This window comes from Streptomyces sp. NPDC049687, from assembly GCF_044465285.1.
Lineage (GTDB): Bacteria > Actinomycetota > Actinomycetes > Streptomycetales > Streptomycetaceae > Streptomyces.
Window position 1 is genome coordinate 1 of record NZ_JBITLN010000022.1, and the last position, 17,011, is coordinate 17,011.

Annotated in this window: 15 protein-coding genes and 3 pseudogenes; 13 read left to right on the top strand and 5 right to left on the bottom strand. The window is 69.9% G+C overall.

Translation table 11 applies throughout. The annotated features are described in order from the left end of the window. Positions 1-114: 114 nt before the first annotated feature. Positions 115-416, top strand: a pseudogene (locus tag ACIBVL_RS39885) (IS30 family transposase); the annotation flags it as partial. A 74-nt stretch (positions 417-490) separates the two neighbouring features. On the opposite strand, the gene ACIBVL_RS39890 reads toward ACIBVL_RS39885, so the two are convergent. Beyond that, a complete protein-coding gene (locus ACIBVL_RS39890; RefSeq protein ID WP_399105582.1) occupies positions 491-1,531 on the bottom strand; it encodes an NAD(P)-dependent alcohol dehydrogenase in 1,041 nt (346 codons plus the stop codon). A gap of 287 nt (positions 1,532-1,818) precedes the next feature. On the opposite strand from ACIBVL_RS39890, the gene ACIBVL_RS39895 reads away from it, so the two are divergent. From ACIBVL_RS39895 to ACIBVL_RS39915, 5 genes and pseudogenes are all read left to right on the top strand, one after another. Next, positions 1,819-3,567, top strand: a complete 1,749-nt coding sequence (locus ACIBVL_RS39895) for a CocE/NonD family hydrolase (protein WP_399105584.1) — start codon at positions 1,819-1,821, stop codon at positions 3,565-3,567. Beyond that, the gene (locus ACIBVL_RS39900; RefSeq protein ID WP_399105585.1) at positions 3,564-5,207 is read left to right on the top strand and encodes an AMP-binding protein; all 1,644 of its coding nucleotides are present in this window, start codon (positions 3,564-3,566) and stop codon (positions 5,205-5,207) included. Before ACIBVL_RS39895 ends, ACIBVL_RS39900 begins: the two co-directional genes overlap by 4 nt. After that, positions 5,204-5,995, top strand: coding sequence for an enoyl-CoA hydratase/isomerase family protein (locus ACIBVL_RS39905; RefSeq protein ID WP_399105587.1), 792 nt, complete (start codon positions 5,204-5,206; stop codon positions 5,993-5,995). The genes ACIBVL_RS39900 and ACIBVL_RS39905 overlap by 4 nt, the downstream gene beginning before the upstream one ends. After that, entirely contained in the window at positions 5,992-6,750 is a 759-nt protein-coding gene (locus tag ACIBVL_RS39910; RefSeq protein WP_399105589.1) for an SDR family oxidoreductase, read from the top strand. The genes ACIBVL_RS39905 and ACIBVL_RS39910 overlap by 4 nt, the downstream gene beginning before the upstream one ends. A gap of 68 nt (positions 6,751-6,818) precedes the next feature. Then, a pseudogene (locus tag ACIBVL_RS39915) lies at positions 6,819-6,986 on the top strand (malic enzyme-like NAD(P)-binding protein); the annotation flags it as partial. 185 nt (positions 6,987-7,171) lie between these two features. On the opposite strand, the gene ACIBVL_RS39920 reads toward ACIBVL_RS39915, so the two are convergent. The 3 genes from ACIBVL_RS39920 to ACIBVL_RS39930 form a co-directional block, all read right to left on the bottom strand. Beyond that, the gene (locus ACIBVL_RS39920) at positions 7,172-8,230 is read right to left on the bottom strand and encodes an LLM class flavin-dependent oxidoreductase (protein ID WP_399105738.1); all 1,059 of its coding nucleotides are present in this window, start codon (positions 8,228-8,230) and stop codon (positions 7,172-7,174) included. After that, positions 8,230-8,754 (bottom strand): SRPBCC family protein, encoded by a 525-nt coding sequence (locus ACIBVL_RS39925; RefSeq protein WP_399105591.1) that lies wholly within the window; start codon positions 8,752-8,754, stop codon positions 8,230-8,232. The genes ACIBVL_RS39920 and ACIBVL_RS39925 overlap by 1 nt, the downstream gene beginning before the upstream one ends. Before the next feature lie 320 nt (positions 8,755-9,074). Further along, positions 9,075-10,118 carry an acyl-CoA dehydrogenase family protein gene (locus ACIBVL_RS39930; protein WP_399105593.1) on the bottom strand — a complete coding sequence of 348 codons (1,044 nt, stop codon included), beginning with the start codon at positions 10,116-10,118 and terminating at the stop codon, positions 9,075-9,077. A 171-nt stretch (positions 10,119-10,289) separates the two neighbouring features. On the opposite strand from ACIBVL_RS39930, the pseudogene ACIBVL_RS39935 reads away from it, so the two are divergent. Further along, positions 10,290-11,015, top strand: a pseudogene (locus ACIBVL_RS39935) (alpha/beta fold hydrolase); the annotation flags it as partial. A 69-nt stretch (positions 11,016-11,084) separates the two neighbouring features. On the opposite strand, the gene ACIBVL_RS39940 reads toward ACIBVL_RS39935, so the two are convergent. After that, on the bottom strand, positions 11,085-11,609 hold the full coding sequence (locus tag ACIBVL_RS39940) for a winged helix-turn-helix transcriptional regulator (RefSeq protein ID WP_399105595.1): 525 nt from the start codon (positions 11,607-11,609) through the stop codon (positions 11,085-11,087). A 109-nt stretch (positions 11,610-11,718) separates the two neighbouring features. Here ACIBVL_RS39940 and ACIBVL_RS39945 point away from each other — a divergent pair, with 109 nt between their 5' ends. The 6 genes from ACIBVL_RS39945 to ACIBVL_RS39970 all read left to right on the top strand — a co-directional run bounded on the left by ACIBVL_RS39945 (position 11,719) and on the right by ACIBVL_RS39970 (position 16,814). Then, entirely contained in the window at positions 11,719-12,951 is a 1,233-nt protein-coding gene (locus tag ACIBVL_RS39945; RefSeq protein WP_399105597.1) for an acyl-CoA dehydrogenase family protein, read from the top strand. Between the two features lie 34 nt (positions 12,952-12,985). Further along, positions 12,986-13,258, top strand: coding sequence for an AMP-binding protein (locus tag ACIBVL_RS39950; RefSeq protein WP_399105599.1), 273 nt, complete (start codon positions 12,986-12,988; stop codon positions 13,256-13,258). Beyond that, on the top strand, positions 13,243-13,668 hold the full coding sequence (locus ACIBVL_RS39955; protein WP_399105601.1) for a hypothetical protein: 426 nt from the start codon (positions 13,243-13,245) through the stop codon (positions 13,666-13,668). Before ACIBVL_RS39950 ends, ACIBVL_RS39955 begins: the two co-directional genes overlap by 16 nt. Positions 13,669-13,757: 89 nt before the next feature. After that, positions 13,758-14,456 (top strand): FadR/GntR family transcriptional regulator, encoded by a 699-nt coding sequence (locus ACIBVL_RS39960; protein ID WP_307079782.1) that lies wholly within the window; start codon positions 13,758-13,760, stop codon positions 14,454-14,456. A gap of 46 nt (positions 14,457-14,502) precedes the next feature. Beyond that, a complete protein-coding gene (locus ACIBVL_RS39965) occupies positions 14,503-15,951 on the top strand; it encodes a four-carbon acid sugar kinase family protein (RefSeq protein ID WP_399105604.1) in 1,449 nt (482 codons plus the stop codon). Continuing rightward, entirely contained in the window at positions 15,951-16,814 is an 864-nt protein-coding gene (locus tag ACIBVL_RS39970; RefSeq protein WP_399105606.1) for a ketose-bisphosphate aldolase, read from the top strand. The genes ACIBVL_RS39965 and ACIBVL_RS39970 overlap by 1 nt, the downstream gene beginning before the upstream one ends. Positions 16,815-17,011 lie beyond the last annotated feature (197 nt).

Sequence of the window (17,011 nt, forward strand, 5' to 3'; positions counted from 1 at the left end):
TCGACGCCGCGGAAGCACGGCCCGTAGGTACGCGCCGCCGTGACCTCGTGTGTGGGCGCGTGCTGTGGTGTTCCGGGGGTATGCGGGGTGGGCACCGCTCGGCGCTTCAAGACTCTCCCGCCCCACCCGAAGCGGTCCCTGACCTGGGACCAAGGCTGCGAGATGGCCGCCCACCACGCCTTCAGCATCGCCACCGACATCCCGGTCTATTTCTGCGACCCCGGCAGCCCCTGGCAACGCGGCTCGAACGAAAACACCAACGGCCTGCTGCGGCAGTACTTCCCCAAGGACAGCGACCTGTCCACCCACACCCGTGAGGACCTGGAAGCCGTCGCCGCCGAACTCAACACCGCCCACGCAAAACGCTCGGCTGGGAAACCCCAGCCGAGCGTCTGTCCAAACTGCTCGCGGCGTGATCAACTCACCGCGTGTTGCGACGACCCCTTGAATCCGACTGATCCGCCGGGGCCCTCGGGGCGTGCGACGGTTCTCAGATGGTCGCGTTGTCGATCACGAACCGGTACCGCACATCGCTCGCCAGCACCCGCTCGTACGCCTCGTTGATCTCGGCGGCGGCGATCCGCTCGATCTCCGCGCCGATCCCGTGCTCGGCACAGAAGTCCAGCATCTCCTGGGTCTCGGGGATACCGCCGATCATCGATCCGGCGAGGATCTTGTTGCCGCCGATGAGGGAGAACGGGTGGAAGGCGATGGGCTCCTCCGGGACGCCCACGTTCACCAGGGCGCCGCCCGTCTTCAGCAGGCTGAGGTAGGCGCCCAGGTCCAGCGGCGCCGACACCGTGGAGACGATGAGGTCGAAGGAGCCGGCGAGTTCTTCGAACGTCTGCGGGTCACTGGTCGCGTAGTAGTGGTCGGCGCCCAGCTTCAGGCCGTCGTCCTTCTTGCGCAGCGACTGGGACAGGACAGTGACCTCCGCGCCGAGCGCGTGCGCGATCTTGACGCCCACGTGGCCGAGACCGCCCAGGCCGACCACGGCGACCTTCTTGCCGGGGCCCGCGCCCCACTGCTTGAGCGGCGCGTACGTGGTGATGCCCGCGCACAGCAGCGGTGCGGCGACGTCCAGGGACAGCCCGTCGGGGATGCGGACGACGAAGTTCTCGTCGACGACGACATGCGTGGCGTAACCGCCGTAGGTGATCTCGCCGTCCTTGCCGATGGCGTTGTACGTCTGGACAGCCCCCCGTACACAGTGCTGTTCCTGGCCGGCCTTGCAGTTCTCGCACTCGCGGCAGGAGTCGACCATGCAGCCGACGCCTACACGGTCGCCGACCTTGTACTTGGTCACGCCGGGGCCGACCTCGGAGACGACGCCCGCGATCTCGTGGCCCGGGACCATCGGGAAGATCGCCTCACCCCAGCCCTCGCGGACCAGGTGGATGTCGGTGTGACAGATACCGGCGAACTTGATGTCGATCAGCACATCGAACTCGCGGACCGCCCGGCGCTCGATGGTGGTGCGCTCCAGCGGAGCCTTCGCGGCGGGTGCGGCGTACGCGGCGACAGTGGTCATGCCGTGGTTCTCCTAGCGGGGGTTGCGCGCCCGGCTGCCTTCTTCCGGCCGGGTGCGTTTTTCACTGTAACTCATGTTCGCGTCAGTGCGAACATGGGCCCCGCTGCCTGCTCCTTCCCTCACGGCTCGGGGAGGCGTCGGCGGTGACCGGTCCCCGTCGCCGACACCGTTGCCTACGCGGCGAATCACCGGGAGGTCAGCCCCCTCGCGGTAATTGACAGGGTACGAGCGTACCTCCTAACGTACCCGCATCCGGGGCAATGCCGCCAGCTCGACGAGGAGCACCGATGCAGCACCTGTACGAGATAGATGTCCGAGTTCCGATGCGTGACGGTGTAGCCCTCGCCGCCAACGTGTGGCATCCGGTCGAGGGGAAGGCTCCGACGCTGCTGGTGCGCATGCCGTACGGCAAAGACGTGTTCGGCATCACCCTCGGAGGGGTCATGCCCGACCTCATGGCTTTGCTGGAGGCGGGCTACGCGGTGGTGGTGCAGGACTGCCGGGGTACCCACCGCTCGGAAGGCGAGTTCGTTCCGCATATGGCCGACCGGGCCGACGGCGAGGACACCGTCGCCTGGATCACTGACCGGCCGTGGTCGGACGGCACGGTGGGCATGTACGGGGCGTCCTACCTCGGCATGGTCCAGTGGGAGACCGCCGTGACCGGCGCCCCCGGCCTCAAGGCGATCGCGCCGGCCTTCACCTCGATCGACAACTACGAGGCGCCCTGGTACGGCGCGGGCGGTGCGCTCTCGCTGAGCCTGGTCACGCTGTGGAACGCCATGATGTACACGGCCGACGCGCAGCGGTCTCTGGCGGCCGGCGGGGGCTCCGCGTCCCAGCTCCAGCAGCTCGGTCAGGCTCTCCTGTTCCCGGAGCCGCTGAACGACGTGTTGCCGACGGCCGAGGTTCCGGTTCTGGCGGCGTACGGGAAGTGGTGGGACGACTGGATGGCCCACCCCTCCCACGACGGATACTGGGACGCCATGGAGCTCACGCCCGAGCTCAAGAACGCCACGGTCCCGGCGCTCAACATCGGCGGCTGGTACGACCTCTACATCGGGCAGACCGTCCGTACCTACACCACCGCCCGCCAGAAGGCGGGCAGTGCGCAGGCACGCGAGGGGCAGCGGCTGATCATCGGTCCGTGGGATCACATGTCCGCGAGTGGCGTCTATCCCGACCGCTCCTTCGGCCCGCTGGCAAGTGCCCAGATGATGGGCCTGACCGGCCTGCATGCGAAGTTCTTCGACCGCTGGCTCCGCGGCGACACCACCGCTCTGGACGACGTGGCACCGGTGAAGATCTTCGTCATGGGCATCGACCAGTGGCGCGACGAGCAGGAGTGGCCGCTGCCCGACACGAGGTGGACCGACTTCCACCTCACCAGCGCCGGCCATGCCAACACCGCCGACGGCGACGGCGTGTTGACCACCGAGGCGCCGACCGGCACCGGGCACGAGACCTACCTCTACGACCCGCGCCGCCCGGTTCCCTCGGCCGGCGGGGCATCGATGCCGACGACACCGGGGTTCTGCGGCCCGGTCGACCAGCGGACGGTCGCCGCCCGCGATGACGTCCTGTGCTTCGCAACTCCCGTACTCGACGAGGCCGTCGAGGTCACCGGCCCGGTCAGCCTGACCCTGTACGTCTCCTCGTCGGCGGTGGACACCGACTTCACCGCCAAACTCGTCGACGTCTTCCCCGACGGCAAGGCGATCAACCTGTGCGACGGGATCCTGCGCACCCGCTACCGGGGCGGCCTCGCCACGGAAGAGCTGATGGAGCCCGGCGCGGTCTACGAGATCACCGTCGACATGACGGCCACCTCCAATGTGTTCCTTCCCGGGCACCGCATCCGCGTGGACGTCTCCAGCAGCAACTTCCCCCGCTACGACCGCAACACCAACACCGGCGGCGTCATCGCCCGTGAGAGCGAAGAGCAGATGATTCCCGCGGTCAACCACATCCATCACGGCCCGAGCCACCCCAGCCGTCTGGTCCTGCCGATCATCGACCGTAAGGACCAGCGATGAGGGCCGCCGACCGGGTCGCCGAACTGACCGCCGCCTTCGCGGCTCCTTCACTCGACGTTGCCTGGCTGCTGTGCGACCGGCACCCCGCCGACCGCGTCGCGTTCACCGTGGTCGACGGCGCCGGAAAGGCTTCCACGCTTACCTTCGGCGAGCTCGCCGCGGACTCGCACCGCTGTGCGCGGGCGCTGCAGGGACTCGGCGTCGGTCCGGGCGACCGGGTGGCGACCCTGATGGGCAAGGGCACCGACCTGGTCACCGTCATCCTTGCGATCTGGCGGCTCGGCGCGGTCTACGTCCCGCTGTTCACCGCGTTCGCGCCCCAGGCCATCGCTCTGCGCCTGGAGGGCGCGGGCGCGCACGTGGTGGTCGTCGACCCCGACCAGCGCCACAAACTCGACCCGGGCCCCGACATGCCGGACGACCCCCGGCGCCGCGTCGTCGTCACCGGAGCCGCCACGTCGCGCGGTGACCTGTCGCTGGCCGACCTCGTGGCGGCGGCGTCGCCGGAGCCGGTGCCCGCCATCCCCACGAGCGGGGACGGACCGCTGGTGCACATGTTCACCTCCGGCACCACCGGCAAGCCCAAGGGCGTCATCCACCCCGTCTCCTACATCGCCGGCTGGCAGGTCTATCTGGAGTACGGCCTGGGCGTCACCCGCGACAGCAGCTACTGGTGCGCCGCCGACCCCGGCTGGGCCTACGGGCTGTACTCCGCCATCGTGGCCCCGATGGCCGGCGGCATCCCCAGCCTGCTGCTGGCCGGCGGGTTCTCCCCGGAGACGACCTGGCGCACCCTCGTCGACCATCAGGTCACCGACTTCGCCGCCGCCCCGACCGTGTACCGGGGACTGCGCTCCTCGTCGGTGCCGGTGCCGCAGGGCCTGCGACTGGAACGGGCTTCCAGCGCGGGGGAGCCACTGACGCCCGAGGTCAACGAGTGGGCCGGCGCCGCGCTCGGTCTGGCCGTGCACGATCACTTCGGCCAGACCGAGGTCGGCATGCCCCTGGCCAACCACCACCATCCCGAACTCGCCCGCCCCCTCAAGGCCGGATCGATGGGCCGGCCGCTGCCCGGCTGGAGCCTGACCGTGCTGGCCGACGAGAAGGACGAGCCCGCCGGACCGGGCGTGCTCGGCCGGGTCGCGATCGACGTCGCCGAAAGCCCGCTGATGACCTTCCGCGGTTACCAGATCCCCGGGCAGGCCGGCGCGAAATTCACCGCCGACGCCCGCCATTACCTCACCGGCGACGCCGGGCGCGTCGACGCCGACGGCGACTTCTTCTTCTCCTCCCGCGACGACGACGTCATCATCATGGCCGGCTACCGGATCGGGCCGTTCGAGATCGAGAGCGTCCTCGCCCAGCACCCCGCCGTCGCCGAGTGCAGCGTGATCGGCGCACCCGACGACGTCCGCGGCGAGGTCATCGAGGCGTACGTCGTCCTGCGCGACGGCCACGACGGCTCACCGGAACTGGCCACCGAGCTCCAGCAGCTGGTCAAGACCCGCTACGCCGCCCACGCCTACCCGCGCACGATCCACTTCATCGACGCCCTGCCCAAGACCCCGAGCGGCAAGACCCAGCGCTATCTGCTGCGCAGCCGCCGACGCGCCGAACTCACCACCCCGGAGCCACGTTGACCGACACCACCGAACCTCTACTCGTCGAGCAACGCGGACCCGTCCGGTGGCTGCTGCTCAACCGCCCCGAGCGGCGCAACGCCCTTGACGTCACCCTCATCGAAGCCCTGGACAAGCAGATCACCAGTGCCGAGGCCGACCCCGGCACAGCGGTCGTCGCGGTGGCGGGCAAGGGACGGAGTTTCTGTGCCGGCGGTGACTTCCACCAGTTCCTCCAGCTGCACGACCGCGGCGACAACCCGGTCGACTTCCTGGCAGACGTGTCGGCCTGCTTCACCCGCATCGCGGCCAGCCCGAAACCCTGGGTCGCCGTGCTGCACGGTCACGCCGTCGCCGGGGGCCTCGAACTCGCCCTGGCCTGCGATGTCGTCGTCGCCGCCGACACCACGCTCATCGGCGACGGCCACGTCAAGCGGCGGCTGGTACCGGCCGGCGGGTCAAGCGTCCGGCTGCCCGACGCAGTCGGACGGGGCCTGTCCCGCTGGCTCCTGCTCACCGGCGAACTGCTCCCCGCGACCGCCTTCGCGCACACCGGCTGGATCCGCGCGATCGTGCCCGAGGCCGACCTCGACGCCACCGCCACCCGCATCTGCCACCAGTTGGCCGACCGTCACAGCCCAGCCCAGCAAAGGCTCAAGACGCTGCTGCACCGGATCGACGGCATCGCCCCCGAGCAGGCCCTGCGCGAGGAACTGGCCACCTTCGCCGACAACTGGTCGGCGAGCTCGGTGCCCGACGCGCTGCGGGCCTTCCTCGCACCCCACACCACGAAAGCGGACGACAAGTGAATCGCTACCAGGGACGCGTCGTCGCCATCACCGGGGCTGCACAAGGTCTCGGCCTCGCCATGGCGACCCGGTTCGCCGCGGAGGGCGCCACGGTCGCGCTGGCCGACGTCAACGGACAGGCGCTCACCGAGGCCGCCGAAACCATCACCGACGCCCACGACACGAAACTCCGCACCGACGTCGTGGACGTGACCGACTCGGCCCAGGTCAACGCCTGGATCGACGGCGTCACCACCGCACTCGGCCGCCTCGACGTGCTGATCAACAACGCCGGCATCATCCGCGACAACCGCGTCGAGGACATCACCGACGACGACTGGCACGCCGTCGTCGACGTCAGCCTCACCGGCGGCTTCCACTGCGCCCGCGCCGCCTTCGGCCCCATGAAACGCCAGGGCTACGGACGTATCGTCAGCTTCTCCTCCATGTCATGGCGCGGGAACTTCGGCCAGACCAACTACGTGGCCGCCAAGGCCGGCATCGTCGGCATGACCCGCACCCTCGCGCTCGAGGGCGCCCGCCACGGCATCACCGCCAACGCCATCGCGCCGGGCCTCATCGAGACCCCCATGCTCGCCTCCATGAACGGACCCGCACGCGACAAACTCACCAACAAGATCCCCATGCGCCACACCGGCAGGCCCGAGGACATCGCCGAAGCCGCGGCCTTCCTCGCCAGCGAGGCCGCCGGCTACATCACCGGCATCGTCCTGGACGTTGACGGCGGCATTTCCATCGGATCCTCCATCCGGTAACCGCGAACAGGGCGGACGAGCAGGCGATCAGCCGCTGCATGAGCCGTCGTCGTCCGGCCCAGCCACGCCGACCGGGCCAAGAGCGCCTCGACATCCCGGCGTTCCACGACGATCAGCACGGTACGGCCGTCGTTACGCTTGCGGCCCTGCGCAACGCCGCCGGGCTGACCGGCCGCAAGCTCACCGATCCGCGCACGGTCGTCTCGGGCGCCGGCGCGGCGGGCATCGCGATCGCCGGTCCCCCTTCGACCCGCGGGCGGCCCCCGCGGCCACCGCCCGGCGCGAAGGCCTGGCCCGACGCTGACCCATCCGGCGGAATCACCACGAGGACAGCGGTCGAGGCCCCCTGGCTGTCACTCAGATTTCGCGTCCGGAGGCTCATGGCCCTTGTCCCAGGCGTGACGTGTGCGTCCGCGGCTGGTCATCGGTCGGCGTCGCGCTCCATTTCGCGGACCAGGTCGATGGCCCGGCCGAGGTTGGTGAGCCGGGCGTCCAGCGTGTCGCCGGCGGGGTAGAAGCGGGCAATATCGACTCCGGCGTCGCGCCACACCCGCAGCCGCTGCCGCACCATGTCCTCGGTGCCGATCAGCGTGGTGGCCAGCACCATCTCGTCGGTGATCAGACCGGCCGCGCCGTCCCTGTCACCGGCCTGCCAGCGCTCACGGACCTCCGCCGCGATCTCCGCCCAACCCTGGCGGCTGTAGGCGTTGTTGTAGAAATTCGTACGCTCCGAACCCATACCGCCGAGGCTGAACGCCAGCTCCTTCTTCCGGCCGGCCACCATCGCGCGCAACGCGTCCTCGTCCTCGGCGAAGGCCACCTCCGCGCCCTGGCAGATGTCGAAGTCGGCGCGGGTACGACCGGACGCGGCAAGCCCTGCGTCCAAGTGGTCGAAGTACGCCTCCTTGGCGCCCTCAGGAACGAAGCTGGTGCCCAGCCAGCCGTCGGCGATCTGCCCGGTCAGGTGCAGCATCTTCGGCGAGAGGGTGGCCAGGTAGATCGGGATGTCATGCTCGGCGCGCATCGACAGGCGCATCGGTCTGCCTTCCCCGTCGGGCAGTGGGATCTGGAATTCCCGCCCGGAATAGGAGATCTTCTCTCCCATGGCGGCCTGCCGCACGATCTCGACGGTCTCCCGCATGCGCGACAAGGGCCGGGCGAAGGGGACGCCGTGCAGGCCTTCGATCACCTGGGGTCCGGACGGGCCCAGTCCCAGCAGGAAGCGGCCTTCGGAGATGTTCGACAGGGTGATCGCGGCGCGGGCGATGGCCATCGGGGTGCGCGTGGCGAGCTGGATGATCGCGGAGCCGAGAAGCATGCGCTCCGTGCGCGCGGCGAGGTAGCCCAGCGGTGAGGGCGCCTCAGCGCCCCAGGCCTCCGCCACCCAGCAGATGTCCATGCCGAGCTTTTCCGCCTCGGTGACGAAGTCCACCGTCTCCGGCCAGTTCGTGGACGCCTCGATCGTGGTCGCCGTACGCATCATCCACGCGCCTTTCCGGGCTCCTCGGTCAACTTCTTGATTCCTTCGAGAGTGGCGGTGATGTTGGTCTCGAACTCACGCATGCGCACAAAGACGATCTTCTGCTCCTTCTCCGGCATACGGTCGATGGCAAAGGAAAGGCCCGAGCGGCCCGGCCCCATCTGCATCCACTCCCGCAGCAGCGTCCCGCCGTCCTGCGGTTCGACCGTGAAGCGCCAGATCGCGGAGGGGTGTTCGGGGTCCTGGACCGCCCAGGCGAAAACCCGCGGCGGTTCGTACTCGACGACATACGAGGTGGTCTGCCACCTCCCCAGCGACTCGTGCTTGCTGCGACCGATGAACCTGTGGCCGATGGCGGGCCCGGTGACCCCGTCGAGCCACTCCACCGACTGAAGCTCCGCGCTCAGGGTCGGCATCCTCTCGATGTCTGAGACGAACGCCCATACCTTCTCGGGCGGAGCGTCGATCCAGGTCTCCACCTCGACCGTTGGCGTGTCCGCGTAAAGCGCGCCCGTCCACTCCACAGCAGAGCCTCCTTCCAGACGTCGGAACAGCCGAATTGAGGCTGTGACCTCTAAAGTTGCGCATTAAGACCATCGCTGTCAAGGCCGAATTCCTCGACAGCTTGCGTCGGGTTTGTCCCCACTCCGAGGCCGAGCGCGATGCCAAGATCCGCCTGGGGGTCCACGTCGCATCGAGCACGGGGCTCGTCCGCGGCGACCGGCGTGGCACCGGTCACCGATGGCGGCGATGCAGATCGGGAGCGGGTTCCGGACCGGGCCGATGCTGAGCTTCAGCGCCTTGCCGGGGCCGTTCGGCAGCGGCGGTGTCCAATGCTCGGCGGTCAGTGCGCAGCGAGGACCTGATCGGCGAGGGCGTCGAGCTGGGCCGCGACCGATCCGAGCAGGGAACGACGTGCCCGTGCGCGCTTGAGGTAGACGTGCGAGGGGTGCTCCCAGGTGAACCCGATGCCGCCGTGCACCTGCAGGGCATCACGGGTCGCGCAGTCGGCGGCGTCGATGGCCGCGGCAAGGGCGGTCTGCGCGGCGGCCGTTGCGTCCGGTCGCTCGTCGTCGAGGGCGGCCGCAGCCCACTCGACGAGGAGTCGTGCGGCGTCCAGCTGGACGTGCCGGTCCGCCAGCAGATGCTTGATCGCCTGGAAGGATCCGATCGCACGACCGAACTGATGGCGCTGCCCGGCGAACTCGACCGCGCCGCCCAGGGCCCGTTGGCCCGTACCGATCAGCTCCGCGGCGAGCACCGCCCGGACCCGGTCCAGGCTCGCGACCGGCTCCACAAGCGTGGCCGTCACCCCGACGAGCTCGATGGCCGCGGACGGCTCGGTGACGTCGAAGGAGTCGACGGGAGTCCGGCGAACGCCGGGCGCCTGAAGGTCCACGATCACCGGCACAGTGCCGGCGAACGCGAGGAGTCGCTCGGCGTCCATGCCGAAGGCGACGCTCAGGAGAGTGCCGTCCACGGTGTCGCCGTGGAGTCTCAGCGCGTCCGTGCGCGATCGCGGGACGAGTCCGGTCGGGAAGGTCTCCCAGGCCGGCACCGTCACCGCCGACCCGTCGACGACGTCCGACACGTCGATGCGGGTAGCCGCGAGCACGGCGGCTGTCCCGGAGAACGGGATGCGCGGCACCGCGGACCCCACCTCTTCGGCGAGGACGCACAGCTCGCGCATGCCGCCGCCGGATCCGCCGCGTTCCTCGGCCACGCCGACGCCCACAAGGCCCAGGTCTGCCAGTGACCGCCACAGCTCCCGGTTCAGTCCGGCCGCGCGGTCTTCCCATGTCGGCGGCACCGGATCGACGCGAGCCGCAGCGCCGAGCACCCCGCGGGCGCTGAGGGCCAGCTGGTGGTGCTCCTCGGACAGTTGCATGGACGTCCTCCTCCGACGGCATCTCCGAATAGGGAGGACGCCATCATGACCAGAGTGAGTCTTAATATGCAACCATTGAGTTCAGGAGGAATTCCGGGCCTTGACAGAGTCCGTCTATCTACGCAACCCTGCGATCCGCAACAGAATTCACCCACCCGGCGAGGAAGGCCGATGCCACCCGCCTTTTCTGATCTCCTGTGCATTCACGGCTATACGGCCAGCTGGCGAAACTGGGACCCCGTGGTGCCTGAACTGCAACGCCGGCACCGCGTGGACATGGCTCGTCTCGCGGGCCATGCGGGCGGGACACCGCTACGGCCAGGAGCTCGGCCGACAGCTCGGGCCCTGGCGGACCAGCTGGAGCGGGACCTCGATGCCGCGGGCGTGGGCCGCGCCCACCTTGTCGGCAACTCCCTGGGGGGATGGCTGGCCCTGGAACTGGCCGCCCGCGGGTGCGCCCTGACGGTCACTGCGCTGTCGCCCGCGCTCGGATGGGATCCGGAAGGAACGCACCTCCGCATGCTGAATCTGAAATTCGCGATGACACGTCGATTGGCCGGGGTTCCCCTGCTGCCGGTGCTCTTTCGTTCCGGATTCGGCCGGAGGATCGGCCTGAAGCTCGCCGTCGCTCATGGCGACCGGATGTCGGCCGAGGCTGCTCTCGCCTTCGCCCATGACATGTCCGAGTGCACGATCTGGCAGCCCCTGAAGGAGTGGCTCCTGACAACCGAGCGCACGGTGGGAGCTGTCGATTGCCCGGTTCGCATCGCGTGGGCCGAGGAGGACGCCATGATCCCGCGCCGGCCCTACAGCGCCCGATTCCCCGAGCTGGTGCCGGATGCCGAGTGGGTCACGCTGCCGGGAGTCGGACGCGTGCCCATGTACGACGATCCGGAGCTTGTGGCCCGCACCATCCTCGAACTGACGGCCTGCGTCGACGACGCGGGCGATCAAACCGAGCTCGGATCATTCCGACGCCCGAGATGCTCCAGCCTGACGCGCGAACCGACGCTGGACGTCGGGTCGCTCCCTGAGCCGCTCCGGATAGCCGGGCCCCATCCGCATCGTGACGTCCTCGGAGCGCAAGGCCTCCCGACACTCGGCGCAGACCACCTCGGCATGCGTGTCGTTGCCGCACGACTCGTGATGGAAGACCACCGGCGGACCCGCCTCCTCCGCCAGCCAGGTGTCACCCCAGCGCGACATCGCCGCGATCACGCCGAAGAAGTCCCGTCCCTTCTCGGTGAGCAGGTATTCGTAGCGCTGCGGCTCGGTGCTGTAGAGCTCCTTCTCCAGCAGTCCTTCGTCGACCAGCCTGCGCAGGCGGTCCGAAAGGGTGTTTCGGGCGATGCCCAACTCGTGCTGGAACTCGTCGAACCTGCGGATGCCGTAGTACGCCTCACGGAGCACGAGCGGCGTCCACCAGTCGCCCAGCAGGTCCATCGTGCGCGCGATCGAGCACGGCCAGTTCGCGAATGACGTTCTCCTCATGACGCAATCGTAGCGGATATCTAAATAAGACTTAGCACTTGACGAGGTCAGTCTATCTACGCAACCTTGTGACCGGCAGTACAACGGAGGCCGCTAGGAGGACCACAGCGTGGAACCACAGCTCACCCGCCCCCGGCTCGACGCAGAGGTCGAGTCGTTTCGCACCGAGGTGCGGGAGTTCGTCGCCGGCCAGTTGACCGCTGACGCGCGCGGCATCGGCACCCTCGACGGCGCGGAGTATGACGCCTTCCGCGGCCGGATCCGCTCCGAGCTCGCCGCGCGCGGTTGGCTCGCACCGTCCTGGCCGAAGGAGTACGGCGGCGCCGGGCTCAGCGCCGCCGAGCTCGTCGTACTCGTCGAGGAGCTGACCGGCGCCGGCATCCCCTTCGGCTCGGACAACGACTCCTTCGGCATCAGCATGCTCGGCAACACGATGCTGCAGTGGTCCGAGCCGGCCCTGCTCGAGCGCTTCCTCCCACGGATCCTCGCCGGCGAGTACGTCTTCGCCCAGGGCTTCTCCGAGCCCGGTGCCGGCTCCGACCTGGCGTCCCTTGCACTGCGCGCGGAACTCGACGGGGACCGCTGGGTGCTGAACGGACAGAAGCTGTGGTCCTCGGGTGCCCACGTGGCGAACTGGATGTTCGTGCTGGCCCGGACCGACCGCGAGGCAGCTCCGCACCGCGGCATCAGCATGTTGCTCGTCCCACTTGACCAGCCCGGTGTGGAGATCCGCCCGATCCGGAACCTCACGGGCGAAACCGACTTCAACGAGGTCTTCTTCGACAACGCGACCACACAGGCCGAACTCGTCGTCGGTCCGATCAACCAGGGCTGGTCGGTCGCGATGACCCTGCTCGGCTTCGAGCGGGGAGAGACGGCACTGCACGCCCCGATCAGGTTCCGCAACGAGCTGAGCCGGCTGGCCGATCTGATCCGCGATCGAGGACTCGTCGGTGACCCTGGCATCCGGCGCGCGTTCGCGTGGTGTCACGTCCAGGTCGAGCAGCTGCGCTGCCACGGCCGGCGCATCGCGGCGCAACTGATCCAGGGAGACGAGCCCGGTCCCGGGGCCGCCGCCTTCAAGCTGTTGTGGAGCGAGTACCACCGCGTGGTGACCGAGCTCGCCCTCGACGTCCTGGGCCTCGAGGGCCTGGCGCCGAGCGGGCGCCCCTCGCCCAACTGGTACCACACCGACGACCCCGGGGCGCCGAACTCCTCGGCCTCGTGGACGAGCGTCTACCTCAACTCGCGCGCCGGCACGATCTACGCCGGGTCGTCGCAGATCCAGCGGAACATCATCGGCGAGATGGTGCTCGGCCTTCCCAAGGAGCCCCGTCGATGATCCTCATGGGCACCGCTACAGCTACGGCGAACTCGTGTCTGCCGTGGGCAGCATTGCGAACGCTCTGGCCGCGTGGGGCATGAAGCCGGGTGACGTGGCCGCACTCGTCGCACCCAACTCCGCCGACTACCCCGCCGTCTTCCACGGCGTGCTGCGTTCCGGAGGCGTCCTCACCCCGGCCAACCCGAGACGCCCTACGACAACCTGCTGTCCACGACGCCCGCCGCCGGAGCTGCTCGCGTCTTCGCGGACGACCTGGCCGTCCTGCCCTACTCGTCAGGGACCACGGGGGTGCCCAAGGGCGTGATGCGCACCCATGGCAACGTCGGCGCCAACCTGCTGCAGATGGAGCCACTCGCCCCGCGCACCGACAACCCCAACGGCCTCAGAAATCTCGGACTGTACAAGCGCGGGAGCCTGGTCACTTACAAGGTGCGCTCGGGCATCTCCGTGGCGGGCCTTGACCACGCCTTCGATGTCCCGGCGGCACCTGCGGTCCGGCCGGCGGTGCCCGCGGGCACGTACCCCCTTCGCCTCGCTCAGTCACTGGTGCCACGGGCACCCGCGGCAACTCCGCCCTCGACGGGCCATCGGCCCGTGAGCGATGACCGCGGAATCACACACCAGCACGAACCTCGGCCAACCCACGTCACCGACGCGCGCATCAAGACCTGGACCGAACGGTTGCTCCTCAATCGTTTCCGACCGGGGTATTGACGAGTCTTACCTCCGGTGTCATCGTTTCCGGCACATAGACATCAGATGTCTGATGTCAGATGTGGTTGCCGAACGAAGAGGTTCCTGTCATGTCGCTCTCCGATGACCTTGCCGAGCAGCTGCTCACTGCGATCATCGACGGCCAGTACCCGCCGGACTCCGCTCTCCCGCCAGAGGGAGAGCTCTCGCAGCAGGGCGGGGTCAGTCGCCTGACCGTGCGCGAGGCGGTCAAGCAGCTGCGTGCGCAGAACGTCGTACGGGTGGTGCGCGGCCGGGGCACCTACGTCAACCCGCCAGATCGGTGGACCGCTCTGGAGCCGGTGGTGCGGGCGGCCTCGCGGACGTCGAGCGGCGCCCTGTCGGAGCGGCTGATCGAGGCACGGCGGCTCATCGAGAACGGCGCGTGCGAACTGGCCGCCTCCCGCCGCACCGACGATGACCTGGAGGTGCTGCGCCAGCACCTGGCGGTGATGCGGGAGGCCGCCGACGCGGGCGACACCGAGCAGTTCGTGCAGGCCGACATCGACTTCCACGACACGGTGATGCGGGCGACGGGCAACCTGTTCGTCCCGCTGCTCTTCGAGCCGTTCGGCCCGCTCCTCGTCGAGGGGCGCCGGGAGACCTCGGCCGTCCCCGAGATCCGTACGAACGCCATCGCGCACCACGAGGCGGTGCTCGCCGCGCTGGAGTCCGGCAGCCCCGAGGCCGCCCGAGTCGCCATGGACGGCCACATGAACCAGACCGCCGACGACCTGCGCACCCATGTGATCAAGCGCGACCTCGACTGACGCCCCCAACTCTCCCTCAACCCCCGTTAGAGACCAGGAATTCGCCATGTCCCTACCCCTCCATGCCCAGACGGGACCCGTCAGCGAGGCCGCGGTGCTGGAAGGGCTCCCGCCCGTCCGCGAGGTGAGCGCCGCCGACGTGGCCGCCCGCATATCCGGTGGCCCCCGGCTCGTCGTCCTCGACGACGACCCGACCGGCACCCAGACGGTCGCGGACGTGCCGGTCCTGACCTCCTGGACGGTGGACGACCTGCGCTGGGCGCTGCGCCAGGACAGCGCCGCCTTCTTCGTCCTCACCAACACCCGCAGCCTGTCCCCCGAGGACGCCGCCGCCCGCAACCGCGAGGTGGTCCGCGCCCTGCACGAGGCCGCGGCGGCCGAGGGCACTGGTTACGTCCTGGCCAGCCGCGGCGACTCGACCCTGCGCGGCCACTTCCCCCTGGAGACCGACGTCCTGGCCGAGGAGCTCACCGAGCTGCACGTCGGCGCCCCGGATGGAGTGGTGCTGGTCCCCGCCTACATCGAGGCGGGCCGACTGACCGTCGGCTCCCGCCACTGGATGCGCACGGCCGACGGACTGCTGCCGGTCGGCGAGAGCGAGTTCGCCCGCGACGCCACCTTCGGCTACCACAGCTCCTCGCTGCCCGAGTGGGTCCAGGAGAAGACCGGCGGACTCGTGCCCGCGGACGAGGTCCTGCGCATCGACCTCGACGACCTGCGCGGCGGCGGTCCGGAGCACACGGCGCGGCTGCTGTCCTCGCTGCGCGGCGGGCGGACGGCCGTGGTCGACGCGGTGTGCGACGACGACCTGCGGGTGCTGGCCCTCGCCCTCGCGGAGGCGGAGGAGAACGGCACACGGCTGCTGTACCGGGTCGGTCCGTCGTTCGTCCGGGCCCGCGCCGGACAGGCCGGGCGGGCGCCGCTCACGCCGGCGGAACTGGGCCGGCTGCGCGGGGACGCGCCGCACGGGCTGATCGCCGTAGGGTCTCATGTCTCGCTGACGACACGGCAGTTGGACCGGCTGCGGGAGCGCGGCGGGATCGCCGAGTACGAACTCGACGTCACCCTCCTGCTCGACGAGGAGCGGCGCGACGCCCACATCGCCGAGGTCGCGGCCGCGGCGGCCGGCGCGCTGGACGCGGCCGACGCAGTGATCCGCACCTCGCGCACCCTGGTGACGGGGGCCGACGCGGACGACAGTCTGGCGATCTCCCGCCGGATCTCCGCCGCGCTGGTGGAGGCGGTACGGCAGGTCAACTCCATCCGGCGGCCCGCCTTCGTCGTCGCCAAGGGCGGCATCACCTCCAGCGACACCGCAACCCACGGTCTGGAGATCCGCCGTGCCTGGGCCCGGGGCACGCTGCTGCCCGGCATCGTCTCCCTCTGGGAGCCGGTGGACGGCACCGCCGCCGGCGTCCCCTACATCGTCTTCGCCGGGAACGTCGGCGGCGCCGACGCCCTCGCCGACGCCCTCGACCTGCTCAGGAGTGCCTGATGTTGCTGCACGGGACCGATGCCCTGAAGCAGGCCGCCGCTGCCGGCCACGCCCTGCCCGGATTCGTCGCCTACAACCTGGAGACCGTCCAGGGCATCACGGCCGCCGCCGAGGTCGCCGGACGGCCCGTCCTGATCCAGGCGGGCTCCAGCCCCTTCAAGCACGCCGGACGACAGGCCCTGATGCGGCTGGCGCTGGACGCCGCCGAGGACTCCGCGGCCCGCCTCGGTGTGCACCTCGACCATAGCCGGGACCTGGACGAGATCACGGCCTGCCTGGAGGCGGGCTACACCTCCGTCATGGTCGACGGCTCCCACCTGCCGTTCGCCGAGAACATCGCGTTGACGAAGGAGGCGGTCCGGCGGGCCCGCGACCACGGCGCCTGGGTGGAGGCCGAGCTCGGCGCCCTGCCGGGCGACGAGGACGTCTCCACCTACGCCGTCGCCAAGACCGCGGCGATGACCGATCCGGACCAAGCGGCCGGGTTCGTGGCCGCGACGGGCGTGGACGCGCTGGCCGTGGCCGTCGGCAACGTCCACGGCTTCACCGAGGACCCCGTCCGCCTCGACCTGGAGCGGCTGGCCGCGATCCACGAGGCCGTCCCGGTCCCGCTCGTCCTGCACGGCGCCAGCGGCCTGCCCGTCGAGGAACTGCACGGCGCCCTCGCCCGAGGCGTCGCCAAGGTCAACGTCAACGCCGAACTGCGCCGCGCCTACCTGGAGGCCGTCCGCGCGAGCCTGCCGGCGGCGCTGCCCGGCTCCGACGTCGTCTCCGTGTGGGCGGCGGGCCGCGACGCGGTCCGGGACGCCGCCCTGGAGGTCATAGGCCGCCTCAGCCCTCAGGCCGAGGGAGGAACCACGTGACCTTAACCCGGCTCCGCTGACGACGAACCGCATCACCGCGCCGTACGGCACGAGACCGTCTACGACCGCGCGCCGCAGCGCACTACTCTCGCGCGCCGCAGCGCACCACTCTCGCGTGCCGCGCCTTCTCCGCTGCCGGGGCCTTCCCCATCCCTGGCGGTCGACCCGCTCCGCTCTCCCAGTTTCTCTCTCCAGGA

Excerpts from the sequence above, each read along its gene's own strand:
- ACIBVL_RS39895 (WP_399105584.1), top strand. The coding sequence starts at position 1,819 with ATGCAGCACCTGTACGAGATAGATGTCCGAGTTCCGATGCGTGACGGT.
- ACIBVL_RS39965 (WP_399105604.1), top strand. The coding sequence starts at position 14,503 with ATGTCCCTACCCCTCCATGCCCAGACGGGACCCGTCAGCGAGGCCGCG.
- ACIBVL_RS39920 (WP_399105738.1), bottom strand. The coding sequence starts at position 8,230 with ATGCGTACGGCGACCACGATCGAGGCGTCCACGAACTGGCCGGAGACG.
- ACIBVL_RS39930 (WP_399105593.1), bottom strand. The coding sequence starts at position 10,118 with ATGCAACTGTCCGAGGAGCACCACCAGCTGGCCCTCAGCGCCCGCGGG.
- ACIBVL_RS39960 (WP_307079782.1), top strand. The coding sequence starts at position 13,758 with ATGTCGCTCTCCGATGACCTTGCCGAGCAGCTGCTCACTGCGATCATC.
- ACIBVL_RS39940 (WP_399105595.1), bottom strand. The coding sequence starts at position 11,609 with ATGAGGAGAACGTCATTCGCGAACTGGCCGTGCTCGATCGCGCGCACG.
- ACIBVL_RS39900 (WP_399105585.1), top strand. The coding sequence starts at position 3,564 with ATGAGGGCCGCCGACCGGGTCGCCGAACTGACCGCCGCCTTCGCGGCT.
- ACIBVL_RS39890 (WP_399105582.1), bottom strand. The coding sequence starts at position 1,531 with ATGACCACTGTCGCCGCGTACGCCGCACCCGCCGCGAAGGCTCCGCTG.
- ACIBVL_RS39970 (WP_399105606.1), top strand. The coding sequence starts at position 15,951 with ATGTTGCTGCACGGGACCGATGCCCTGAAGCAGGCCGCCGCTGCCGGC.